Here is a 22,937-nt window from a genome sequence, read left to right as displayed (position 1 = left end):
TGACCAAGCGTAAGGGGACGGGCATCGGCTATGTGGGCGCGAGCACAGGGCGACTCGGCTGCCCGAGTAACATGGATGAAACACAGTGGCGGCGCTGGAGCGGATTCCCACGTCGCTATGCAAAGCGATGTCGGTCCGTTAGGATCGCGGCTGGCAGTGGCCACACGGCCATGACGGACGCTACTGCCCGGCGCCGCAGCGCCAGCAGAACAAGAACAATGGAATATCCGGATGAACAACGACCCGATTGACAGGTCAGGCGAACTCAACGAGCCTGGCAAGCCCGGCGCGCCGGACGATGCAAAGATGAAACAGAATGAGCAGGGCCCGACCGGCAGCAAGCTGCCGATCGCCCCGGTGCATAACGTGCTGCGCGATACGCGCGAATTGCTGAACAGCAGCGGCGAGCTCGAAGCCGGGCGCGGCCTGATCACCGCCATCCTGGCGCTGGCCCTGGGCGGGCTGAGCCTGCTGGGCGTGCTTGCCTTCCATTTCCCGCAGTACCTGACCACCCCCGAACTGCGCCACAAGTATTCCGTGGATGTACTTCGCCATGTGTTGTTTGCCGCGCTGCTGGTGTCGGGCGGCCTGTCGTTGAGCAACCTGGTGCTGGGGCGGCGGCGCAGCCTCAACGCCGCCGCCTTCGCGCTGGTGGCGCTGGCCGTGGCCCTGGGCGGATCGCGCGTGCCGGTGGGCGACTTCCCGGACCACACGCCATACATCGGCCTGGACTGGTTCATCCTCGACCTGCTGGGCTCCACGCTGATCTTCGTGGTGATCGAAAAACTGTTCCCGCTCTACCGCGGACAGGCCGTGTTTCGCCGCGAATGGCAAACCGACCTGGTGCATTTCGCGGTCAATCACTTTATCGTTGGCCTGATCCTGCTGACGGTCAACTTCCTGATCTTCCGGCTGTTCGGCTGGCTGGTGCGCGACAGCGTGCACGCTTTCGTGGGCGGCATTCCGTTCGTGCTGCAACTGCTGCTGTGCATCCTGGCCGCCGATCTGGCGCAGTACTGGACCCATCGCGCCTATCACGAAGTGCCCTTCCTCTGGAAATTTCACGCGGTACACCACAGCACCAAGACCATGGACTGGCTGGCCGGGTCGCGCCAGCACATGCTGGAGCTGGTGTTCACCCGCGTGCTGGTGCTGGCGCCGCTCTACGTGCTCGGTTTCAACAAGGCGGTAATCGACGCGTACATCATCATCGTGGGATTCCAGGCGGTATTCAATCACGCCAATGTGCACCTGCCATGGGGACCGCTGCGCTACCTGGTGGTCACGCCGGATTTCCATCACTGGCATCACGCCTCGGACGACGAGGCGATCGACAAGAACTACGCGGCGCACTACGCCTTTCTCGACTACCTGTTCGGCACCGCGGTGAAATCGGACAAGCGCTTCCCGGAGAAATACGGCGTAGTTGGCGACTATATGCCCGACGGCTTCGTCCGGCAGCAGCTATTCCCCTTCCGCCGCATGCCACCCGCGCGCACGGACGACGAGGCATGAGCCGCATCCGCATGCTGGCCGGCGCCGGCCTGGCGGCGTTCGCGCTAGGGGGTTGCGCCACGCAATGGGGCAGCCATCCGGACGATCTCAATGTCGCCGCGACACGCGGCTCGCCCCTGCCGGTGCGCTTCCAGCAAATGAGCCTGGAGGTCGCAGGGGTCGCGGCGCGGCCACTCGACGTCGAAGCGCTGCAGGTCGGCGATATCCTGCTTTCGGCCACCCCGTCATTCAATTCCTCCGCGATCCGCCTGGCGACGCTATCGCAGGTCAGCCACTCGGCCGTCTACGTCGGCGATGGCAATGTGGTGGAGGCGGTGGGTTCAGGTGTCCGGGTCTATCCGCTGCACCAGGCGCTGGACGATGGCGACATCATCGTGGCTTACCGCCACCCGGGGCTCGACGATGGCATGCGCCTGAAATTGCGCGCCTTCGCCATGGCCCAGGTAGGCCAGCCGTACAACCACATCGGCATCGCCATGCAGGCACCGTTCTCGCTGGAACGGCGCCTGTGCGAGCTACCGGGGGTGCCCGGCGTCGTGCGCAACGCCTGCATGCGCAGCTTCAGCACCATCCAGATGGCACCCAATGAACTGGACGCACGCAACAGTTTCTTTTGTTCGCAACTGGTACTGGCGTCCTACCGCGCGGCAGGCCTGCCGCTGACCGGCGCAGCGGACGATGCCGTCTCGCCAGCGGACCTGCTCCACATGCGCGAAGGCGACGTGCCCTCCTTCCAGGTCACGCGCAAGCTGGCTTATGTGGGACGGCTGGCGCCCGTGCCCGGCCTGTCCGCGCAAGGCACCGGCGCAGGCCAGCCCGAGGCGGGCAATGACGGCATCGTGCAATCGTGGACGGCGGGACCCTGAACTTGCCGCGGCGGCAGGCAGGCCCGGAACGGGGCAAGCAGTGCATGCGAAGAGCTCTACGCGCATGGCCGATTACGGCGCACCAAAGAAAAAGGCCGCTGCATAAGCAACGGCCTTTTTCATCGAGTCTTGGTGCCCAGAAGAGGACTCGAACCTCCACAGTGTTGCCACCGCTAGGACCTGAACCTAGTGCGTCTACCAATTCCGCCATCTGGGCTTCGTTTTGCCGCTTTGCTGCAGCGCTGCGAAGAACGACATTATGCTGACCACGGAACCTGCTGTCAACATTTTTCTTACCCCCCCTCCTTTCCGGCATCCCTTTTCTGTGGTCCGGATCACGGCTGGAAACAGACATGCCCCGGCCTGCCGTCGAGGTGCAGGGTGGCGGTGGCGGGACGTGTGCTCGCCACCACCTTGCCCGCCCGCAGCACCAGCAGGCGGGTGGCGCGCAGGCGGATCGCCTCCACCGCGTCGCGCGCCTGCAGCAGCACCAGGTCGGCGCGGCAGCCCGGGGCAATGCCATAGCCCTCCAGCCCGAGGATGCGCGCCGGTGTTTCGGTGACGGCGGCAAAACACGCGCGCATGGCGTCCTGGCCGGTCATCTGCGCCACGTGCAGCCCCATATGCGCCACCTCCAGCATATCGCCCGAGCCCAGGCCGTACCAGGGATCCATCACGCAATCGTGGCCGAACGCCACCGGCACGCCGCCGGCCAGCAGTTCCGGCACGCGGGTCATGCCGCGCCGTCGCGGGTAACTGTCGTGCCGGCCCTGCAGCGTGATGTTGATCAGAGGATTGGCGATGGCGGCAACACCGGCTTCGCGTATCAACGGAATCAGCTTGGACACGTAGTAGTTGTCCATCGAATGCATGGACGTCAGGTGCGAACCCGTGACCCTGCCCTGCAAGCCAAGGCGCACCGTCTGGCTGGCCAGCGTCTCGATGTGGCGCGACAAGGGATCGTCGCTCTCATCGCAGTGCATGTCCACCCGCAACCCGCGTTCGCAGGCCAGTTCGCACAGGATGCGCACCGACTCGGCGCCGTCGGCCATGGTGCGCTCGAAATGCGGAATGCCGCCGACCACGTCCACGCCCATGCCCAGCGCCCGCTTGAGATTGTCGAGCGCGCCGGGCGCGCGCAGCACGCCGTCCTGCGGGAAGGCCACCAGTTGCAGGTCAAGGTATGGCCGGACCTTCTCGCGCACATGCAGCAGCGCCTCGGTGGCAAGCAGGCGCGGATCGCACACGTCCACATGCGAACGGATCGCCAGCATGCCCTTGGCCACGGCCCAGTCGCAATAGGCCAGCGCCCGTTCGACGATCGCGTCCTGCGTCAGCAGCGGCTTGAGCTCGCCCCATAGCGCAATGCCTTCGAGCAAGGTGCCGGACTGGTTGATGCGCGGCATGCCATAGGACAGCGTCGAATCCATATGGAAATGCGCGTCGACGAAAGGGGGCGTGACCAGTTGCCCCGCCGTATCGACCTCGGCGGCCGCGGGTGCCTTGAGCGCCGGCTCGACTGCCTTGATGCGCTCGCCCGCGATGCCGATATCGATGCCGGTACGGCCGTCGGGAAGCGCGCAGTTGCGCAGGATAAGGTCGAGCATGATGGTGGTCTGTTATTTGTTCCAGGCACGATCGGCGTTCATGCGCCCACGCGGTTGCCCTGTCCGGCCACGGGCTGCGATAGCGCCAGGCTCATGAATAGCCAGCCACGCCAGCGGCCGCGAATGTCAACCCGGCCCTGCGCGCACCCCATAACCGCATGGCTTTATCCCCTTGTGGACGATAGTTGCCTGGCCAGGCCGGCCGGCTCCAGTCCGCAACCGCGCAGCAGCAGCCGCACCAGGTGGTCGGTGGCCTGCTCGTAATCGCGCTGGCCCAGATGGCTCACCCCAAGCACGGCGCATACCTGCGACTCGAAATCGGCATAGGTCTGGGTCGCGGCCCAGATCGTGAAAAACAGATGCATGGGATCCACGCTGGCCATCTCGCCGCGCGCGATCCACTCCCGGATCACGCCGGCCTTGCGGGCCACCAGCCCGCGCAGCGCGCCGCTAAGCACGTCGCGGATCTCCGGCGCGCCGTGCAGCAGTTCGTTGGCGAACACGCGCGAGGCATCTGGATGGCTCGCCGACAGCCGCATCTTGGCGCGGATATACTGCTCCAGCGCCACCCGCGGGCTTTGCTCCGCGTCGATGATGTCGGTCTCGGTCAGCCACAGCGCGAGCGTATGCGCGAGCACCGCGCGATACAGGGCCTGCTTGGTGCGGAAGTAGTAATGCAGGTTGGACTTCGGCACGCCGGCGCGCGCCGCGATATCGGCCATGGTGGCGCCGGCAAACCCGGCACGCGCGAAGACGTGTTCGGCGGCGCGCAGGATCAGCGCCTCGTTCTCCTGGCGGATGCGCCCGCCCGCCGCCGCCCGCGGCGGCGGAAAGCATGGCGGCTGCGCCGTGGCCCGCGCATCCATCACTTTGTGCCGTAGAGCCTGTCGCCCGCGTCGCCCAGGCCCGGTACGATATAGCCGTGATCGTTGAGTTCCTCGTCGATGGCGGCGGTGACGATGGCCACATCGGGATGCGCGGCCTGCAGCGCGCGCAAGCCCGGGCGCGAGGCGATCAGGCACATGTACTTCAGCGTGCTGACGCCCGCCTCCTTGAGCCGGTTCAGCGCGGCGATGGCGGAGTTGCCGGTGGCCAGCATGGGATCGACCACGATCACCAGCCGCTCGTGAATATCCTCCGGCATCTTGAAGTAGTACTCGATCGGCTCCAGCGTTTCCGGGTCGCGGTACAGACCGATATGCCCCACCCGCGCGGCCGGCAGCAGGTCCAGCATGCCGTCCAGGAAGCCATTGCCGGCGCGCAGGATCGACACCAGGCACAGCTTCTTGCCCGACAGCACCGGCGATTGCATCGGCGCGATGGGGGTCTTGATGGAGATGGTTTCCATCGCCAGGTCGCGGGTCGCCTCGTAGGTCAGCAACTGGCTGATCTCGCGCACCAGCCGGCGGAAATTGTCGGTCGTGGTGTCCTCGCTGCGCGCCAGCGTGACCTTGTGCTGCACGAGCGGATGATCCACCACCATGAGGGACGGGGTGACAGTCGGAACGGCGGAAAGGTCGGTCATGAAGCGCTCCTGGAGGGCGGTAGCGAACAGGTCTTGCTGCGTGCGTCCTGGTCTAGGTCTAGAACACCGTGCCGTCGCTGTCGATCGCGAACGGCGGCGGACCGCCGGGCCTGCGCTTGGCGGCAATACGCCGCCCCGCGGCCCAGGTGCCCCCTTCCAGCACGCGTGCCAGCGGGAAATCCGCGGCCGACAGACCCAGCGCCTCGCGCACCGACGCGGCCACCAGGTCCAGCCCGGTCACCGTGAGTGCGCGCCACTCCACGATGACCGGCTCGTCCACCGTGTGCGTCGCGGCGGCAAACCCGGGGTCGCGCGGCACCATCAGCTCGAAATCGAACAGCAGGCCGCCGTTGCGGTATTCAGGCAAGCCGGTCAGGGCTTCCAGCCCGGTCACCTTGAGGCCGGCATCTTCCAGCGGCTCCAGCAGCGAGTAGGTCAGCCACTGGGTCAGCTTATGGAACGGCACCAGTCCATCGGCGCAGGCCGGGTGGCGCCAGCAGTCGCCCAGCGAGACGCCTTCCAGGCTGATGCGCCCCGGCCACACCGGCCCCAGCGCCACCAGTAGCGTGGTGAGCACGTAGCCGGCCTCGATCTGGCCGTCGACGGCATGGGCCTTGAGGTAGTCGTACAGGTTGCCCAGCCGCGCCGGTGTGCCGAACACGGCCGGCGTGGCCTGCGCCACCTCGCCGAGCCGCCGCAGCAGCCCGGCGCGCCCCTCCAGCCCCACCAGCGGATTGTGCTGCGCCACCTGGAAAGCGGTGGCGATGGTGGACGCATCGATCCGCCTCAGCCGCTCGGCGTCGGCGCGCAGCGGCTGGCCCGATTCGGCCGAAAAGCCACCCCGAGCGAACAGGTCGAAGCTGGCGACGCCAAGCCCTTCGGAGCGGGTCAGCGACAAATCGCTGGCCGGGTCGCGGTAACGCCAGCCCGGGCCGGCCCCGGCATCCAGCAGTACGCTGGGAATCACCAGGTCGATGCCGATGCGGGCGCGCTCCTCGCGATCGGACTCGCCGGACAGCCCGCCGCGTTCGCACAGGATCTGCCAGCGGTCCCGCTTCTCGCCCGGGCCACCGCTTTCGAAGTGCCGCCAGCGGCTGTGGTAGGGCACGTTGAGGTCGGGATAGCGCTGGCGGATGGTGGTCGCGACGTAATCGGCGACCGCCGGAATCCGCTCCGGATGCCAGGTAAACAGCCCGGATGCGCCAGCCGCCACGTGATCCGTCACCGCGGCGCAACGGGTGCGCACCGCGTGGCCGGTCAGCAGTGCCGCGGCGGGATGGCCGGGAGGCACTGGACAGGCCCAGCCGGCGCGGTCCTCCGCGCCATGCGCGGAAGCTTTCGGGCCGCCATCCGGCGGGCCCGCTTCGGGTGTCTCGTTCATTCGTCCAATCCCCTACCCTTGGCCAGTGCGAGTTCTTCCGCATCCGGCGGGGTATAGCTCGTGAAATAGCCGGCCGCCACCTTGGCGTCGATTTCCACGCGGGCGTCGGCCGGAATCAGCGCATCGGGAATCGCCACCTGCTCGACCACCTCGATACCCTGGGCTGTCAGCGCCCCGTGCTTCATATTGCTCATCGAAGCCCAGCGATCGATACGCTTGATGCCGAGCCAGTGGAACACATCGGGCATAAGCTCCTGGAAGCGCATGTCCTGCACGCCCGCCACGCATTCCGTGCGGGCAAAATAAGTCTCGGCGCGGTCGCCACCCACCTGGCGCTTGCGGGCGTTGTAGACCAGGAACTTGGTCACTTCTCCCAGCGCACGGCCCTCCTTGCGGTTATAGACCACCAGGCCCACCCCGCCCTGCTGGGCCATCTCGATGCAAACCTCGATGCCGTGCGCCAGGTAGGGCCGGCAAGTGCAGATATCGGAGCCGAACACATCGGAGCCGTTGCATTCGTCATGCACGCGGCATGCCACCTTGGTCTCGGGCTTGCCAAGCTGGCCGACATCGCCGAAGAAGTACAACGTCATGCCCCCGATCGGTGGCAGGAACACCTTCAGGTCCGGCCGGGTCACCAGTTCGGGAAACATGCCGCTGGTCTGCTCGAACAGGCTGCGGCGCAGCATGCTTTCCTTGATATCGAAGCGGCGCGCCAGCCCGGGCAGGTACCAGACCGGATCGATCGCCGCCTTGGTGACGCGCACGTCGCCGTTGGCATGCAGGATGTGGCCATCCGGCTTGAGGCGGCCGGCAGCGATGGCGCCCATCAGTTCGGGCATATTGATGTGGGCCCGCGTAACGGCGATCGACGGGCGGATATCGATGCCCGCCGCGATCCGGTCGGCGAAGGCGCTGGACACCAGGTGGCCCCAGGGATCGAGCGAGACGATCTTGTCCGGATCGCTCCATTGCGGATGGGGTCCGATGCTTTCGGCCGGGGCGGTATCGGTGAGGTCGGCGCGATGGTCGCGCTGCAGCTTGCCGGAGGCCACCGCCAGCGCCCGGTACACCGCGTAGGCCCCGGAATGGGTGCCGATCACATTGCGCTGCGCCGGATTGGTCAGGCTGGCGATCACGGGACCGCGCTCCGCCGCGCTGACGGCCCCCCAGTGGATGGGCTCGGCCGGCTTGTCGCGGCGCGCGTGCGAGGTCAGGACGATATGGTCGGACATGGCAGCCTCGGAACGGGAATCCTGACCAAACGGTCAGGTTTGCAATTCCATAGTAGGCAACCTTCGTGCCATATCCCAATGCTCGTTTCCACCCTGTGTTGCATGCCGCACCATGTGGCGGCGCACCGGGAGCGTGCGTGCGATCCTGCCCACTGGCCGGGGATGGTGCACAGGCACCATGTGAAAGCGGCACCCGCCCGCCGGGGCCGGGTGCCGCGTGGACGCGACCGGATGCGCCGGGAAGCCGGCAGGAAACGTCAGGTCGACTGCTGCCGCTGGACCGGCCGCGGGCGTGCCGGCCACAGTGCCAGGCGCAGGCTCCGCAGCGGCGCGCCGCTCTCCACGTAGCGGTGGAACACGGCGCCGGCGCCATTGCTAAGCGCCCATGCCAGCACCATGCCAAGTGCATTGAGAACTGGCTGGTGCGGTACGAGATGGAATACCAGGGCGTTCACGACCAGGCAGACCGGAAAATGCACCAGGAAGACCGAATAGGAAATACGCCCGAAAAATGCCAGTCCCCGCGCCCGCGGCCAGTGTTCGAGCCAGCCGCCGCGCCGTGCCGCGCCAAGCAGCAAGGCAACGGCCAGCGCCACGGCGATGCGCAGCCGGAAGTCCAGGATCAGCGCCGCCACCACCACGGCACCGAGCACCAGCAGCGCCACCGGCGAACGCTCCGGCGCGGAGACCCAGAACGCCAGCGTGCCGAGGCCATAGGCACCGAAGAAGTAGATCGCCCAGACATCCCAGGCCGCATTGCGGTTGAACCAGAACAGCGACGCCAGCACCAGCCCCGCCACCGTCAGCGTACCCAGCTGGCTGCCGCCAAACTCGAACCATTGCGCGCAGCGGCGCGCCGCCCACAGGGCGACAATCAGCAACGCGAACAACTGCAGGTCGATCGCCACATACCAGACTCCGGCCGACAGCGCGTCGAAATCGAGCAGGTTGTGCAGCAACAGCACATGCGCCAGGAACTGATGCAAGCCCGGTGCGGAAGGAATGGAATCATGCTGCATCCAGGTGCGTGCGATGGCCGCACCGGCAATGGCAATCAGGATAGCCACCGTATAAGGCACCACCAGCTTCTGGTAGCGGCGCCAGATCGCCAGCAAGGGATGCGGCACCACCAGATGCCCGCCGGGCGCCAGGCTGCGCGCCGCCAGGAAACCGCTGATCACCAGGAAGACCTGCACCGCGATACGCGCGTATTGCGAGAGCCAGTCGAGCAGATCGGGCGCCAGCACGTGGGCCGCATCGGACATGGGGCCGTAGAAAGCAAGATGGTGCAGCACGATCAGTTGCGAACTGAGCGCTTTCAGAGCGTCGATGCACGCCATGCGCGAAGGACGGGGGCTCATTCCCATTTGTTATAAGAATGCTACAAAGTACATGAGAAGCGGATTCTACTCCTGTGCGATCGCGCTGCGCGCCAAGGCGGGATATCGTGCCCCGCTGTGGCGGGTAAGGTACATGGTGGAGCCCCTCATTGCATTTTGCCGGGACGCGATCTCGCACCGGCCCCGGCCTGCTGGCGCCGCCAACGCCGGGCTGCGCGGGCTCAGCACGGAGATCGCCTTGCCCCTTGCCGTAAGCAAACTGTCATGTAACAGACCTATGGTAGGAGATCCCCCCCTGCATCGCCGATGCGGTGCAGATTTCTGGCGTCACTTACCGGAGGCCACTATGTCGGTCAGGCTCAGGTGCTGGTCCGAAGACGGCGAGGAAATCATCGACGTACCGCAATCCCAATTGATTTCGCAGTTCGCGCCACATGGCACAACGCCGCCGCCCAAACAACCGGTCGAGGCGGAAGACGTGTCGATAAAATGGACGATGCCGGACGATCCAGACAGTTTTGGCGATTTCGCGTAGCAGGCCCAGGTTTCATCTGCAAAAAGGCCCGCTTGCGCGGGCCTGCCTCTGAGGCTTGCTGCGGCAGATCTTCAGCGCCCGCGCCGCTCGGGAAACCAAAGCGGCTGTCGGCCAGAGCGCCGTGCGTCGACCGGGAACCCGAAACTAGCGCGCGCCCGACACCCTGCACGACAACCGGAAAAGCGCCGCGGCCGCCGCCAGCGACACCCAGTAATCCGTCGGCGCACCCGCCCACCAGTGAATATGCCAGGGCACGAAATCCGGCGCGAAGCGGGCTATGCCAAACGCCGGGTTCAGCACGAACCAGAGAAAATCCTCGGTAATCCAGAACACCATGATGCAGGCGATAACCCGCGCCTCGGCCCGCCAGTTCCAGCGCCCGCCGAACAGCAGCGGAAAATGGAAAAACAATGCCACGCAGGGAAATACCCAGGCGTGATAACCGGTCATCGGGCGGCCACCCCAGAATATGTCCAGCAACCAGTGATGCTCGATGCGCCAGGTGGGCAAATTGCCGGCCCACCCCGCGGCCCCCTCGATCTGGATCTCCACATTGGCGAAGAAAAAAGCCAGCAGCAAAGTCCAGGCCACCGTGAGCACAAGCACCAGCGGATGCCGCGGCGGGTAGGCAGGCGCGGCCTCGCGCGAGGCCGACAGGTTCAGGGTGCGCATCTCAGCGTCCCACCGTGGCGGCCGTCACCGCCTGGCCCTGCCGTCCCGCCGGTTCCGTCTGCGCCATCCGCCCCAACACGATTTCCAGCACGCGCCGGGCCGCCGCTGGCTGCCCCAGGGCACGGGCGCGGGCGCGCATCTGGTCGAGCCGGGCCGGTTCCGCCAGCAACAGCCGCACGCGGTATTCCAGAGAAACCAGGTCGACTGCCTTGAGCGCGGCGCCCTGCTCCAGCAGGTAATCTGCGTTGCGCTCTTCCTGCCCGGGAATCGGCGCGTTGACCACCATCGGCACGCCCATCGCCAGGCATTCGGAGGTGGTCAGCCCGCCCGGCTTGGTGATGACCAGGTCGGAACAGGTCATCAGGCGCTCCACCTCGTTGGTGAAGCCAAAGGGAAATAGCCGGCCGGGATGCGCGGCGGCCAGGGTCTTGAGGCGCGCCAGCGCGGTCTCGTTGCGCCCGGCCAGCACGATCAGCTGGAAGTCGTGTTCCAGCCGCATCAGCGCGCCCGCCACCTCGTCCAGCCCGCCAAGACCCGCCCCGCCACCCATCAGCATGATGGTGCGCCGCGCCGGATCGAGCCCGAAATGCCGGGCGCAGGCCTGGCGGTCCTGCGGATGGGCAAACGCCGGCACCACGGGAATGCCGGTGGTATGGATGCGGCCGGCCTCGATGCGGCTGGCGCGCATGCGGAAGGCGATCTCCTCGCTGGCGGCGAAGTAGCCAGTCATATGCGGAATCACCCACATGCCGTGCAGGTCGAAATCGGTCACCTGCACCCATACCGGCACCGCCAGCCGCTGCCGCCGCACTTCATGCATCAGGATCTCGGCAGGCAGGAAGTGCGTGCAGACGATGGCATCCGGGGCAAACTCGTCGATCGCGCGGCGCAGTGCGCGCGTGCTCAGCCGCTCGGCGGCGCGACGCAGCTTCTGCATCGGCCCGGCGGGGTCCGCCTCGGAAGTATGTTGATAGAGCATCCCCCAGATCGCCGGGTAGCTGTTCACCAGCTTGATATAGAAATCCGTATACAGCTTGCGGAAAGTCGCCGGAACGTACTCCATGACGTCGAGGTGCAGGGTCTGCACCCCGGGAAACTCGGCTTCGGCGGTAAGGCGCAGCGCTTCGGCGGCGCGCATATGGCCGGCGCCGGCGGAAACGCTGAGAAACAGGATCTTCTGCTGCGACATGTGGACTTGGGTTTCCGGGAGTCACCCCGGATGTTCGGAAATGGCGGGTAGCAGTGTATACGCCCGGCGAGGCAGCCGGCCACGGCAAGGCAGGGAGGCCGCCGCGGCCTTACTTCATGACGAACGACTTGACCAGGGTCAGTTCGCCGGGCTTGCGCATCGGCACACGGAACACCTGCTGCTTTTCATTGGGCGTGTTCTCGTCGGTGATCACCGCGACCTGCGCCACGGTGATGGCTTCCGGGCCGGCACCGCTGCCATAGTAGTTGACGTAGACCAGGTAGGTCCCGGGCGGCGGCGCGGCAATCGAATAGATCTCGGGACCGTAGCCGGTGGTCACGTCGACGTCGAGCGCGCCGCCGTTGGTGGCCACGCGATTGGCATAGAAGGTGTGCTGGCCATCGGGCGCCACCACGTGCAGGTCCAGGTCGGTGCCGTCGCTATCCCAGGACAGCACCACGCGCAGGCGCGGACGGGTCTTGCGCTGGTAGCCGTCGTAGAACTGCACGCGCTTGCTGGCGCCCTGCGCGGTACGCATCTCTACGCTGTTGCTGCCGCCGGAGAAGGCATAGGGCCGAGAAAAGCGGCCATCCTCCTCCACCCGTTGCGGCATGGCCACGCCGTTGACCACCAGGGTGGCGACCGAACTGCCATCGCCGCGCCTGGCGCGCCGGGCCTGCGGCTGGCCTTGCACAACGCTCGCGGCCTGGACGTCGGCAGTCTTCGGTGAGGAGCGGATACGCCCGGCAATCATCGCGCTGGCGGCCTGCCCGGGCCTGGTGGAAACCGCCACCGCCGGGTAGTGCACTTCCTGGGTGTAGGCCGACGCGTCGCCGGCCGAGTTGCGCCAGCCATTGCTCGGCGTAGTGAATTCAATGGCCTCGTCCGCGTGCGCGGCGCCCGCCAGCAGCAGCAGCGCGGGCAGGGTCAGGTTGGTAAAGAAAAGATTCGGCAAACGCTGCATATCCACGGTTCCTTCCTGGCATTCCTTGCGGCTGTTCTGGCTGTTCTGGCTAGGCTTCCGGCGGCGGACCGGGATCAGAAGCGCACCGATTTCATCAGCGCCAGTTCGCCCAGCTTGCGCAGCGGCACCACCAGGGTTTCACGCTTTTCATTGAGCGTGTTCTCGTTGTAGATCAGGGTGAGCTTGGCGGTGATCAGGTCGCGAGCGTTCGCGCCCTTCTCGAAGTTGTAGCCGGCGGCGCTGAAATTGCCCCAGTAGTTCACATAGAACAGCCACACCCCCGGCCGCGGTGCCGCGCTGGAGAAAATCTCCGGCCCCGCCCCGTCCACGCTGTCGACGTCCAGGCCACCGCCCTCGGCCAGCAGCGGGCTGGCGAAAAACGCGTGGCCGCCGTCCGGTGAGATCACATGCAGGTCGACCTCGGCCTTGGGATCGTCCCAGGTCAGGACCGCGCGCAGCTTGGCCTGGGTCTTGGTAGCGTCGGCCTCAAAGAACTGCAGGCGCTGGCGCGAAGCGCCGTCGGCGGACACGATCTCCACGCTGTTGGAGCCGCGGCCGAACGCCCACGGCCGGGCGAAGCGCCCTTGCTCATCGGCGTACAGCGGCATGGCGGTGCCATTGACGACCAGCGTGGGCGGCTTGCGGTCGTCCTTGCCGACCTTGCGCAGGCGGCCCTCGATCAGGGTGCGGTATTTCTGCGCGCCGCGATCCACCGGTGGCTTGGGATAGGCGGCGGTATAGCGCTCGAGTTCATTCGACAGGCCGCCGTGGCGCCAGCCCCCGACCGGGCCATCGAGGTCCGCGACCGGCTCTGCCGCGGCGATCAGCGGCAGCCCGGCGCAGGCCAGGGCGAGCGCGCCGCGGCGCCAGTTGCACAGGAGATTGCGGGTCAGGTTCATGATGGATTTTCCGTGCGCACCAGCTTGCGCGCCAGGCCTTCGACGAAGTTTTCGTCCTGGCCGCGAGGATGGCGCGCGAACGCGAGATGAAGATATTCGTGGGCCAGCGCGATGCGGTCGTCCTCGCTGGCGAGCCGGTGGATGTAGAGGCGATTGCGGCGCGCGTCGGCATATGGCCGGCCTTCGCGCACTTCGCACACGGCGGGCAGCGGCGGGGTTTCGTAACCCGGCTCGCCGGCAAGCCGGCGCGCCCACTGCGGCGCGCGCCGGGCCAGCCACTGGCGCGCATTGGCCACCGCCAGGCAGTCGCCGGCCACCGGGCTCTGGAACGAGGTCAGCGTGGCCTGCGGCCACCAGCGCGCCAGGATGGCGTCGAATGCCTGCCCCTGCCCGGCCGCGCGTTTGGCCTCGAGCCAGGCCATGCGCCCCTGGCCGCCCGCATCGTGGTGGTAGCGCACCGCCACGCCGGACAGCACCAGGGCATCGGTCAGGTCGGCGGCACGGCGCGCCGCCGCCGTGGGCGCGCGCGGCAGCACGCGCTGGGTGCGGCTGCTGTCGGCAATATGGAAGCAGCCTTGCTCGCGCGTGGCCTGCTGGATCAGGTAGCTGCGCGCGGCGACAGCAAGGGCGCGGGCGGCCTCGGGCTCGGCGGTATCGCCTTCGCGCTCGACCACGCGGGCCACGTAGTCGTTAAGGCCAAAGCGGCCCAGCACGCGCGGCGCGGCGCCCGGCGCGCGCAGCAGCGTCAGTTCGCCGCGGCTTTCCAGCCGCAGGCTGTTGCCGTTGGCGAACTCGGCGCGGAAGCTGCCATTGAGCGGACCGGCCGGCGCGGCCTTCCGCCCCGGACCGGCCCCCACGGCGAGCAGATCGCGCAAGGGGTAACGCTCGAACATGTCGACCAGCACGCAGGCGCCGTCGTCGGGCACCGGCACGGATGCCAGCAGCGGCTGCAGGCGCGGCGCCGCGCGCCGCAATACATTGGCGCTGGCGCCGGGCCCGCCCAGCCAGACCGGGCTGCCATCGGCAAGCCAGCCCGCGGCGCCACCGATCGACGCGCCCGGCCGCGCCGGGTCCGGCATGGTCCAGGTCTTGGCGCGCAGCAGGCTGCCATAACCGGCCAGCGTGCCCTCGCCGCGCCCCACCGTCAGCACCGACACCAGGGTCGCGGCGGCCGCCTGCTGCGCAGCCGGCGGCACCGCATGCAGCCCGGCCAGCAGATCGGCCACGGACACCGTGCGCTGCGGCTGCATCGCCCGCATGTCCTGCAGCCACGCCGGTGCCCCGGCCGCCTTCCAGAACCGGCGCCAGTCGGCGCCGGACAGCCCCAGCCGCCCCGGTTCGAAATAGCGCCCGCAGGACTGGATCAGCGCATGTTCGCGATCGATGCTCTGCCCGGCGGTGCAGCAGTAGACTTCCTCCGGATCGCCCCCGCGGCAGGTGTAGTCGTCGGAGGGCGTGTCGCGCCCCACCAGGTAGCTGTAGACAAACAGCTTCCACACGCTGCCCAGCGGCGTCTGCAAGCCCGCCGGCAACGGTGCCGCGGCGCTGCCGTCGAGGCGGGACAACCAGGCCTCATTGCCCGCCAGGCGCGCAAAGCGCAGTGGCTCGGCCACGCCGGACTGCGCCGGTACACGCGCGGCAGCCGGCACGGGCGTGGCGCACGCCGCGCCCATTGCCGCCGCCATCGCAAGCCGGCGCCACCAGCCCGGCCGTGTGGCGCGCGGCATCGGCCAGCGCCGTGCCGGCGACCCGGCCCGGCCCGTTGCCTGGCACACTGCCCCGCTCATGCCTGCCTCACTCCACCGTCAACGGGAAGCCCGCTGCCTTGCCATCGCCCTGCAGGGCCTTGGCATCCGGCTGGTACATGCGGAAATAGCGCACCGGCGGCAGGTTGAACTTGCCCGGCAGCGAGAAACGCACCAGCTGGCGCAGCACCACCGGGCGCTCCAGCGACACCACCGGCTGGTGGTAGGACAGCATGCCCATTTCATAGGTCACCGCGCGCTGGAACGGCTGCAGGCCGGTGGCCTTGTTGTCGGGATCGGGCAAACCGTCGATGCGCAGGCCCCAGGTGGTGCCCTCGACTTCGCCGCCCGGCGGCAGCGGCGCCTCGACCAGCCCATAGCGATAGGCGCCCTGGCGCGGGCTGAGCACGATCTCGTCGACGTAGAGCGTATTGCTGTCGAGCTTGTCGCCCGGCTTGACCGGCTTGGCCGTGAAGTTCAGCCCGGCCGTGCCCGCCGCGGCGTCGTCCGCCTTGCCCTCCTTGGCCGCGCCATCGCTGGTGGGTACCAGGCGATAGAGCTTGCGTTCGATGCCGATGGGCAGGCGCGCGGCTTCCTGCGCGCGGCTGCGGTACGACACCACCGCATTGGTATTGAACGACTGCGAGGCCGCGTCCATGTTCTGCGGCACGGTGAGCGCCAGCGTCTCCGGCAGTTGCGCGCCGGTCCAGCGCCATTCCGGGCGGCCCAGCTGGCTGCGCGCGGCCTTCCAGTTGCCCTGCGGCACGCGCAGCGCGGGATCGCCCTCGCCGGCCAGGCCGCGGCCCAGGCCGCCGCCAAGCGCCTTGTTGAGCCAGACCAGGGTCACGGCGCGGTCGATGGTGGGCGAGGCGGCGCCGGCGCGGGACAGCAGCGCCTGCACATCGGAGGTGGCGGCACCCTTGCCCGCCATCAGCAACAGGCTCTGCACCAGCGGCGACGGATCGTTGGCGAGCGTCTGGCGCGCGGCGTCGGCAGCGCCGGAAAGACCTTCCGGCATCGGCTGGCCGATCTGCCTGTAGAGCTGCGCGGCCAGCACGGTCGCCACGCGGCGGCCTTGCGGCGAATCCGGCGCGGCAAACACCAGGCTCTCGCCAACCGCGGCGCCGGGCGCATCCGTAGCGGGGCGGCCCAGCTCGGCAGCCACGCCGCCGAGCTGCGTGGCCACCGGCAGGCCCATCTCGTTGATGAACCACAGGGCCAGCGTGCGATGCAGCAGCGGCTCTCTCATGGCCTGCTTGTAGGCTTCCAGCGTGCGCTTCCAGTGATCGGGCGGCAGGCTGATGCCCACGGCGCGCGTGGCGAGCCAGTCGGCATAGTAGGCATAGGCGGTCAACAGCGCGCTGTTGCCCACGGTATCGCCCCACCAGCCGAACTGCCCGTTGACGCCGGCCAGCAGCGCCAGGCGCTGGCGCTGGGTACGCAGCAGCGCGTCGATGCCCTGGGTACCGCCGCCGGTGTCGGCACCGGTGGCGGCAAGGCTGCGCTGGGCCAGCGCCAGCGGAATCAGCCGGCTGGCGGTCTGCTCGGTGCAGCCGTAGGGATAGTTGAGCAGGTCGTCGGCCACGCGGGCGAACTGGCTCGCGGCGCCATCCACGAAGCGCAGGCGCACGTCCTGCGCATCGGCCGGCAGCTTGAGCGCGGCGTTGGCCCCGGCCAGCGGCAGCGTCAGCTCGCGCTGCGAGAGCCAGCCCGTGGGTTCGACCGTCAGCGTGGTCTGCAAGCGGTCCACCGTCCTGCCCTGGAGCTTGATCTCCGCATTGACCACGCCGCTTTGCAGCGCGCTTTGCGCGACTGGCAGCCGCACGTAGTTGGCGCCGCGCTTGAGCGTCACGCTCTGGTTGACGTTGAGTCCGGCGCCGATCACGACCAGGTCCGCGGCCACGTCCTGGTCGCCCTGGTTGAAGGCCACCATATCGATGCGCGGCGCGTCCTCGGCGCGATAGCGCTGCGGACCGGTCCACTTGAGGTAGAGGCCCTTGTCCGAACGGATGCTGGCGGTGCGCTGCCCGACCACGCCGTCGCCCGCCATGGCGCGCACGGTGACACGCCAGCGGGTCAGGGAGTCGGGCATGGTGAAGCTCATGCGCGCGCGCCCGTCGGCGCCGGTGCGCAGGTTGGCCTCCCAGGCGGCGGTGTCTTTCTCGTCACGGCGCGGGCGCTCCAGCACCTTGACGCCGCGTTCGTTGTAGCGGCCGCGCTCGGGGCCGCCGGCGCCCGGCTGGGCCGAGACGGCGAGGTCGTAGCCGATGAAATTGAGGCTGGACGTGGTGCGCACGCTGTTGCGGCGCGGATGATAGAAGAAGTCCACGATGCTCGGCGCGATTTCCGGCTGCAGCACGTAGACCATCTCGTCGACCACGCTCACAGTGAGATTGGCCGGCACGGGCTTGCCGTTGAAGGCGCTCGACAGGTCCAGCGTGACGGTGTCGCCGGGCGCGTAGACCGCCTTGTCGCTCTTGACCGCCAGCTCGATGGTGGGCTGCACCACGGCAATCCCGGCGTTCTGGAACACGTAGTCGCCGTCCTTCACGTACAGCACGGAGAACGTCATGTTGGGGCTGAAGTCATTGCCCACCTTGATACGCGCGCGCCACTGCCGGTCCGTGACTTTTTCCAGCGAGAGCCAGTCGCCGCCCTTGGACAGCAGGCCGCGCCGTTCCACACGATCGCGCTCCAGTGTCAGCAGGGCGTCTTCCACCGCGAGCGGGAACGTCACCAGCGCCTCGGCGGTATCGCCGATGCGGTAGCGGTCGCGGTCGAACACGATCTCGATATTGCCGGGCACGGTCTGCAGGCCTTCGCCGGCCACCCAGTGGCTGGCCGCGGCCAGCAGGTTGCCGGCGCCGTCCTTGACGGAGAGTGTGTACGAGCCCGGCTGGTCGAACTTGACGGGGAACGACAATGCACCGCCGGCGCCCGGGCTGAGCTTGCCCTCGGTACGCGTGCGCGATTCAAGCCGCACCAGTTCCCACCTGGCCGGCGCCTGGGCCGGCGCCTGGCCGGTGGCGGCCAGCGCCTGCAGCTGGAAGGTCGCGCTCTGGCCCGGGTTGGTGAAGTTGGCCGGCGTGCTGAGCTTGTACGGCGTGGCGCCGCGCGCGATCAGCAGTTCGCGCGTCACCTTGACGCGATAGGCGGCGCCGTCGTTGGCGAACACCGTCACCACGTAGCGGCTGGGGTCCTTGGCCGCCGGCAGGGTCAGCGCGGCATTGCCGCTGCCATCGGTGCTCAGTTCCTGCTGCTCCAGCTTGACCGGGAACAGGCCGGCATACTGCAGCTCGCCTTCCACCATGGTCACCTGCTGCGCGCGCAGGCTGACCGACAGCCTGGCGTCCTTGACCGGCTTGCCGTCGGGGTAGCGTAGCTGGATCTTGCCCTTGACCGCCTCGCCGGTGGCGTAGTCGGCCTTGTCCAGCGCCAGGTTCACGTCGAAATGCGGCTTGATGTATTCGGCCACGCGGAAGGCGCCGCCGTAGGTGTTGCCGCCGTAGTCGAAGCGCAGCGTATAGCCGCCCGCGAGTGCATTGGCCGGCAGCGTGAAGCGCGCGTCGGCGCCGTTGTCCGCGGCCAGCGCGGTATTCACCGAAGCCAGCGGCGCGCCATTGGGATCCAGCACCTCCAGCTTGATATCGCCGGCGGCGGCCGGCGCCGATTCGGTGGCGTTGCGGAAATTGCGGCCGATGAACTTGACGCGGACCTCGTCGCCCGGGCGGTACAGCGGCCGGTCGGTGAAGGCGTACAGCTTGGTGTTGTATATCTCGCTGTCGTAGTAGAAGTTTTCCGAGATAAAGGCGCCGCCGGCCGGGTCCACGCCCAGCAGGTAGCTGCGTTCCGGACTGGTGTGGGCCAGTTCAGCCGCGCCGTCGGTGCCGGTGGTGGCGCTTTGCAGCACGCCCAGGCCATCGGTCCAGGCCAGGCTGGTGCCGGCAACCGGACGGCCGCTCTTGCGCTGCGCGGCCCAGACCAGCATGCCGTTGCTGGTGCTCTTGGTGATCGCCACGGTATCGGAAACGAACAACAGCGTATGGGCACGGTAGGTGCCGATGATGCCTTCGACGATGTACAGCCCGGGCTTGAGCTTGCCCAGCGGCACCATCACGTTACCGGCGTCGCGCGGCAGGAATTCGCTGCTGCTGCCTTCGAGCTTGACATCCTTGGGCGGCTCGATCTCCTTGGCGTCCCAGATCGGATAGCGGAAACGCTCCACCAGGTCGTAGCCCTTGAGCGGCTCGTATTGCGGATTGTTCTCGAAGCGGGTGGGCTGGGCGATCTGCTCGCCCATGCTGAACTGGGGCGCGTCCTCGACCGCCTTGCTGCGCGTGGCGAAGGACAGCACGCGCTGCCATGCGCGGCGCGCCTGCTTGTACCAGCTATCCCACAGATAGGACAGCGTATTGGCCAGGCCTTCGCCGCGGTAATTGGCCTTGACGTCGATCCGGTGCAGGTTCTTCTGCGCCTTCAGGAAAGCGATCGGCTCCGCGACCCGGTACACCAGGATGTCCGCGCCGCCGTAGCGCTGCAGTTCGCTCTTGTATTCGCGCCCCGGCGCTTCGAGCCGCACCCGGGCAGTCTGGTCGCTGCCGAAACTGGCATCGGACAGCAGGAAGAAGGGCTGGCCCTGGAACGCGCCATAGCCGCTGGAGGGCACCGGGTCGAGCGTGGCGCTGGGCCGCTCGGCGGCGCTGGCGGCATGAGCGCCCGCCAGCAGGGCAAGCGCCAGCAGCACGCGGGCAATCACGGAATTCAGGAACGCGCTTGCGCGCAGCGTGACGACAGGCATCGTCTTTACCTCGACAGAAAGGCGAAACGGAACACGCCGATGAAATTGGGATTGCCGTCCTGCGGCTGCCAGCGCGTATCGTTCCATTGCATCAAGCGGGAAAGGGTGACGGCACGCAAACCGTTGTCAGTACGGGTCACGGTGCCGGTGTGGTAGGCCAGGTACTGGCCCATCCAGATCATCAGGTGCTGTTCGTCGCCCTGGTCATAAAAAAGCAAATCGCCGGGCTGGGCCAGGTTGACGTTCCTGGCAACGAAGCGGCTATTGCCCTGCACCAGGGCAAGGGCGGAGGCATAGGCTCCGGTGCTGCCGTCTGCACGGGTCCAGCGCTGGCCAAGCGTGCGCTGGCTCGGGGTCAGGCTGAACTCCGGCGGCAACTGGCGGGCCGAGGCGCCGCCCTGCATGCCGTTGGCGCGCAGCCAGCGCGCGTCATGCACCTTGAGCGCCTCGCCCACCGCAAAACGCACCAGGCCCGCGCAATCGCGCTGGTACCAGCGCGGGGTCGGGCCCTGGCGCAGCTGCTCGCCGACGATGCGCACGAACCAGGCGCGAAACGCCGCCGACTGCGTGGCATCGAGCACGTCAGCCTCGGGCGTGTCGGCTTCCAGGCCCGATAAAGCCCACGCGCGGCCGACGCCGGCAAGGGGCAAACCCGTCCCCAGCGCCGCCAGTGCCGCCAGCATCGCGCGGCGGCCTTGGCTCACAGCCGTCACTGCGCCGCCTCTTCGGTTGCCGGGCTTGCTGCCGCCTGCTCCGCTTGCGCCGGTGGCACGGGAGCCGCGGCCAGCGCGCCACGCGGCGCGCCTGCCTGCTGCCAGTTCACCGTGACCCAGCCGCGGCCGGACGGCAAGCTGTCCGGCAACACCAGTGACACCGCCGGGTAGGCCCCGAGCGCTTTCAGCTTGGGAAACAGGTGCGCGCGCGCGGCGTTCAGGAACAAGGCTTCCTGGTCGGCGGGCAGCGCCTTGGTGGCCTCGCGCCGCACCAGCGGCGCCAGCGTCGACGGCGTGAAGCCGAGTACGGTATGCGCCTGCTGGCCGCGCGGCATGGTATCGGCCACCGCGGGAAAGCGCTTGGCCAGCACAGCCAGCGCATCGTCGACCAGTGCCCCGTCGGGCGAGAACACCACGGTGGTGCCGGCCAGCGCCAGCGTCACAGGGAAATACATGCCGGACGACAGCTGCGCCGCGAACGGCGCGCCCTTGGCCTCGCGCGTGCCATAGGGCGAACTCACCGGACGCGACCACAGCGTCGCACCGCCCGCGCCCTGGCGGCTCTGCACCGGCAGGCGGGCATACGTGCCCTTCTCTCCCCCGGCGTTGGGTTCATAAGCGCCAATCACCCGTTCGAACAGGCTGGCCAGCACCGGCCGCAGCGTGGCCGCGGCTTCCGGCGACTTGAGCCGGGCCAGGAACAGGGGCGCGACCAGCGCCGACTTGCTGTACCAGCACACAGCGGCCGGGCCGTCGAAAGCCTGGCCGACCTGGGTGGCCAACTCGTCCTCGCCGTCGCTGACCTTTTGCAGCATCTTGCCGGCGGCCTGCCAGTCGACCGGCAGCGTGGCGCAGGCGGCCGGATCGGCGGGCAAGGCCTGCCAGAGCCCGGCCGTATTCCACTGGCCGGGCAGGCGCGCGCCATCCACCAGCACCGCGCTGCGCCAGGAGGCATCGCCCGTCCCGGCCTTCGGATCGGCGCCGGCAAAGTCGAAACGCAGCGCTTCGATACCGGGAAAGAACGCCTGGTAGCCAAACGACAGGTAATTGGCCCCGACCACCACGCGGTGGCCCTTGGGTGCGCCCTTGGCGGGGTCCAGCGCGAACGACTGCAGCGGGGCCTCGCGGGCGGCGGCGTCGCCGGACAGCCAGGCCGCCACCGCCTTGGCGCGCGCGCCGATCGGCTTGCTCTCGGCATCCAGCAGCATGCCGGCTTCGGACAGGACCACCAGCCGGTCGCCCTTGCCTGCCAGCAGCAGGCTGCGGGCCGGACCGATGCGCAAGGCGTAGAGGGGGGTGCCGTCGATCTCGCCGGCGCGGCTCAGCTGCGTGTCGGCAGGCGCGACGGTGCCCAGCGTCTGCAGCACCTTGGCCAGCCCGTTGCGCTCCATCGCCAGCGCCCAGTAGCGCAGCGTGCCGTCGGCGCCGCGCCACAGCATCAGGCGGCCCGGTTCGTCGAAGACGCGCTTGAGCAGTGCTTCGTCCCAGTCGAGGTCGTGCTCGAAGGCGATGCGGCGCAGGGCGCCCGCGGCGGACAGCCGGCCTTCGTTGTCTTCGTAGTAGTTGACGAAATCCTCGGTAAGCACGTCGCGCAACAGCGGCACGCGCAGCATGTCGCGCGGCAGGCTGGAGAGGCTCTCGCTGTCGACCAGTGCGTCCGGGCGGGCAAAGTCAAGCTCGACCTGTCTCGGCTGCCCCTTGTATGCACGTCCGAACGGGTGCCAGACCACCTGCACGGCAACGCCCGCCGCAACTGCCAGCGCGGCCGTACCCAGCGCGATTTTCTTGCGCGACATCTTCATGATTCCCTTCACGATCGTGATCGCTGCAAGTCACAAATGCAGCGAACCCGGTAGCGTACCGTGCACATCGATGCCACTGCAACCCGGCGATGGTGATTTTTTGTGACGCCGGCCAAGGCTCCCGCCGTTGCCCGCAGCCCCCGGCACCTTG

The 22,937-nt window shown here is 68.1% G+C and carries 17 protein-coding genes and 1 tRNA gene; 3 read left to right on the top strand and 15 right to left on the bottom strand.

Going from position 1 to position 22,937, the window contains the following annotated elements; genetic code table 11:
- Positions 1-231: 231 nt before the first annotated feature.
- Positions 232-1,515, top strand: coding sequence for a sterol desaturase family protein (locus AC3FOF_RS14690; RefSeq protein WP_017230439.1), 1,284 nt, complete (start codon positions 232-234; stop codon positions 1,513-1,515).
- Positions 1,512-2,381, top strand: a complete 870-nt coding sequence (locus AC3FOF_RS14685; protein WP_017230438.1) for a YiiX/YebB-like N1pC/P60 family cysteine hydrolase — start codon at positions 1,512-1,514, stop codon at positions 2,379-2,381. Before AC3FOF_RS14690 ends, AC3FOF_RS14685 begins: the two co-directional genes overlap by 4 nt.
- A gap of 130 nt (positions 2,382-2,511) precedes the next feature.
- Here AC3FOF_RS14685 and AC3FOF_RS14680 read toward each other — a convergent pair.
- The 7 genes from AC3FOF_RS14680 to AC3FOF_RS14650 form a co-directional block, all read right to left on the bottom strand.
- Positions 2,512-2,598, bottom strand: a tRNA-Leu gene (locus AC3FOF_RS14680).
- A gap of 118 nt (positions 2,599-2,716) precedes the next feature.
- Entirely contained in the window at positions 2,717-3,988 is a 1,272-nt protein-coding gene (locus AC3FOF_RS14675; RefSeq protein ID WP_488727002.1) for an amidohydrolase family protein, read from the bottom strand.
- A 164-nt stretch (positions 3,989-4,152) separates the two neighbouring features.
- Positions 4,153-4,854, bottom strand: a complete 702-nt coding sequence (locus AC3FOF_RS14670; protein ID WP_488727001.1) for a TetR/AcrR family transcriptional regulator — start codon at positions 4,852-4,854, stop codon at positions 4,153-4,155.
- Positions 4,854-5,513, bottom strand: a complete 660-nt coding sequence (gene upp / locus AC3FOF_RS14665) for a uracil phosphoribosyltransferase (RefSeq protein WP_017230435.1) — start codon at positions 5,511-5,513, stop codon at positions 4,854-4,856. The genes AC3FOF_RS14670 and upp overlap by 1 nt, the downstream gene beginning before the upstream one ends.
- A gap of 58 nt (positions 5,514-5,571) precedes the next feature.
- Positions 5,572-6,894: a URC4/urg3 family protein gene (locus AC3FOF_RS14660; protein ID WP_488727000.1), complete on the bottom strand. Its 1,323-nt coding sequence runs from the start codon at positions 6,892-6,894 to the stop codon at positions 5,572-5,574.
- Positions 6,891-8,129 carry a GTP cyclohydrolase II gene (locus AC3FOF_RS14655; RefSeq protein ID WP_488726999.1) on the bottom strand — a complete coding sequence of 413 codons (1,239 nt, stop codon included), beginning with the start codon at positions 8,127-8,129 and terminating at the stop codon, positions 6,891-6,893. Before AC3FOF_RS14655 ends, AC3FOF_RS14660 begins: the two co-directional genes overlap by 4 nt.
- A gap of 257 nt (positions 8,130-8,386) precedes the next feature.
- Positions 8,387-9,490: an acyltransferase family protein gene (locus AC3FOF_RS14650; protein WP_488726998.1), complete on the bottom strand. Its 1,104-nt coding sequence runs from the start codon at positions 9,488-9,490 to the stop codon at positions 8,387-8,389.
- Positions 9,491-9,815: 325 nt separating this feature from the next.
- Between AC3FOF_RS14650 and AC3FOF_RS14645 the strand changes: the two genes are divergently transcribed.
- Complete coding sequence (locus AC3FOF_RS14645; protein ID WP_017230432.1) at positions 9,816-10,004, top strand: hypothetical protein; 189 nt, start codon at positions 9,816-9,818, stop codon at positions 10,002-10,004.
- 144 nt (positions 10,005-10,148) lie between these two features.
- Here AC3FOF_RS14645 and AC3FOF_RS14640 read toward each other — a convergent pair whose 3' ends face one another.
- The 8 genes from AC3FOF_RS14640 to AC3FOF_RS14605 form a co-directional block, all read right to left on the bottom strand.
- Positions 10,149-10,676: a hypothetical protein gene (locus AC3FOF_RS14640; RefSeq protein ID WP_276269533.1), complete on the bottom strand. Its 528-nt coding sequence runs from the start codon at positions 10,674-10,676 to the stop codon at positions 10,149-10,151.
- Position 10,677: 1 nt separating this feature from the next.
- Positions 10,678-11,865 (bottom strand): MGDG synthase family glycosyltransferase, encoded by a 1,188-nt coding sequence (locus tag AC3FOF_RS14635; protein ID WP_017230430.1) that lies wholly within the window; start codon positions 11,863-11,865, stop codon positions 10,678-10,680.
- A 109-nt stretch (positions 11,866-11,974) separates the two neighbouring features.
- Positions 11,975-12,829, bottom strand: a complete 855-nt coding sequence (locus AC3FOF_RS14630; protein ID WP_488726997.1) for a YfaP family protein — start codon at positions 12,827-12,829, stop codon at positions 11,975-11,977.
- A 74-nt stretch (positions 12,830-12,903) separates the two neighbouring features.
- The gene (locus tag AC3FOF_RS14625) at positions 12,904-13,728 is read right to left on the bottom strand and encodes a YfaP family protein (RefSeq protein WP_488726996.1); all 825 of its coding nucleotides are present in this window, start codon (positions 13,726-13,728) and stop codon (positions 12,904-12,906) included.
- Positions 13,725-15,455 (bottom strand): DUF2300 domain-containing protein, encoded by a 1,731-nt coding sequence (locus AC3FOF_RS14620; RefSeq protein ID WP_488727069.1) that lies wholly within the window; start codon positions 15,453-15,455, stop codon positions 13,725-13,727. The genes AC3FOF_RS14625 and AC3FOF_RS14620 overlap by 4 nt, the downstream gene beginning before the upstream one ends.
- Positions 15,456-15,522: 67 nt before the next feature.
- Positions 15,523-20,271: an alpha-2-macroglobulin family protein gene (locus tag AC3FOF_RS14615; RefSeq protein ID WP_488726995.1), complete on the bottom strand. Its 4,749-nt coding sequence runs from the start codon at positions 20,269-20,271 to the stop codon at positions 15,523-15,525.
- 5 nt (positions 20,272-20,276) lie between these two features.
- Positions 20,277-20,954, bottom strand: a complete 678-nt coding sequence (locus AC3FOF_RS14610) for a DUF1175 domain-containing protein (RefSeq protein WP_488727068.1) — start codon at positions 20,952-20,954, stop codon at positions 20,277-20,279.
- A 26-nt stretch (positions 20,955-20,980) separates the two neighbouring features.
- Complete coding sequence (locus AC3FOF_RS14605; RefSeq protein WP_488726994.1) at positions 20,981-22,786, bottom strand: DUF2138 domain-containing protein; 1,806 nt, start codon at positions 22,784-22,786, stop codon at positions 20,981-20,983.
- Positions 22,787-22,937: the final 151 nt, after the last annotated feature.

This window comes from Cupriavidus sp. 96C5-1 (assembly GCF_057798855.1).
This window is presented reverse-complemented; position numbering and strand designations above follow the sequence as displayed.

Excerpts from the sequence above, each read along its gene's own strand:
- AC3FOF_RS14645 (WP_017230432.1), top strand. The coding sequence starts at position 9,816 with ATGTCGGTCAGGCTCAGGTGCTGGTCCGAAGACGGCGAGGAAATCATC.
- AC3FOF_RS14650 (WP_488726998.1), bottom strand. The coding sequence starts at position 9,490 with ATGAGCCCCCGTCCTTCGCGCATGGCGTGCATCGACGCTCTGAAAGCG.
- AC3FOF_RS14690 (WP_017230439.1), top strand. The coding sequence starts at position 232 with ATGAACAACGACCCGATTGACAGGTCAGGCGAACTCAACGAGCCTGGC.
- upp (WP_017230435.1), bottom strand. The coding sequence starts at position 5,513 with ATGACCGACCTTTCCGCCGTTCCGACTGTCACCCCGTCCCTCATGGTG.
- AC3FOF_RS14605 (WP_488726994.1), bottom strand. The coding sequence starts at position 22,786 with ATGAAGATGTCGCGCAAGAAAATCGCGCTGGGTACGGCCGCGCTGGCA.
- AC3FOF_RS14620 (WP_488727069.1), bottom strand. The coding sequence starts at position 15,455 with ATGCCGCGCGCCACACGGCCGGGCTGGTGGCGCCGGCTTGCGATGGCG.
- AC3FOF_RS14630 (WP_488726997.1), bottom strand. The coding sequence starts at position 12,829 with ATGCAGCGTTTGCCGAATCTTTTCTTTACCAACCTGACCCTGCCCGCG.
- AC3FOF_RS14625 (WP_488726996.1), bottom strand. The coding sequence starts at position 13,728 with ATGAACCTGACCCGCAATCTCCTGTGCAACTGGCGCCGCGGCGCGCTC.
- AC3FOF_RS14610 (WP_488727068.1), bottom strand. The coding sequence starts at position 20,954 with ATGCTGGCGGCACTGGCGGCGCTGGGGACGGGTTTGCCCCTTGCCGGC.
- AC3FOF_RS14670 (WP_488727001.1), bottom strand. The coding sequence starts at position 4,854 with ATGGATGCGCGGGCCACGGCGCAGCCGCCATGCTTTCCGCCGCCGCGG.
- AC3FOF_RS14635 (WP_017230430.1), bottom strand. The coding sequence starts at position 11,865 with ATGTCGCAGCAGAAGATCCTGTTTCTCAGCGTTTCCGCCGGCGCCGGC.
- AC3FOF_RS14685 (WP_017230438.1), top strand. The coding sequence starts at position 1,512 with ATGAGCCGCATCCGCATGCTGGCCGGCGCCGGCCTGGCGGCGTTCGCG.
- AC3FOF_RS14660 (WP_488727000.1), bottom strand. The coding sequence starts at position 6,894 with ATGAACGAGACACCCGAAGCGGGCCCGCCGGATGGCGGCCCGAAAGCT.
- AC3FOF_RS14675 (WP_488727002.1), bottom strand. The coding sequence starts at position 3,988 with ATGCTCGACCTTATCCTGCGCAACTGCGCGCTTCCCGACGGCCGTACC.
- AC3FOF_RS14655 (WP_488726999.1), bottom strand. The coding sequence starts at position 8,129 with ATGTCCGACCATATCGTCCTGACCTCGCACGCGCGCCGCGACAAGCCG.
- AC3FOF_RS14640 (WP_276269533.1), bottom strand. The coding sequence starts at position 10,676 with ATGCGCACCCTGAACCTGTCGGCCTCGCGCGAGGCCGCGCCTGCCTAC.
- AC3FOF_RS14615 (WP_488726995.1), bottom strand. The coding sequence starts at position 20,271 with ATGCCTGTCGTCACGCTGCGCGCAAGCGCGTTCCTGAATTCCGTGATT.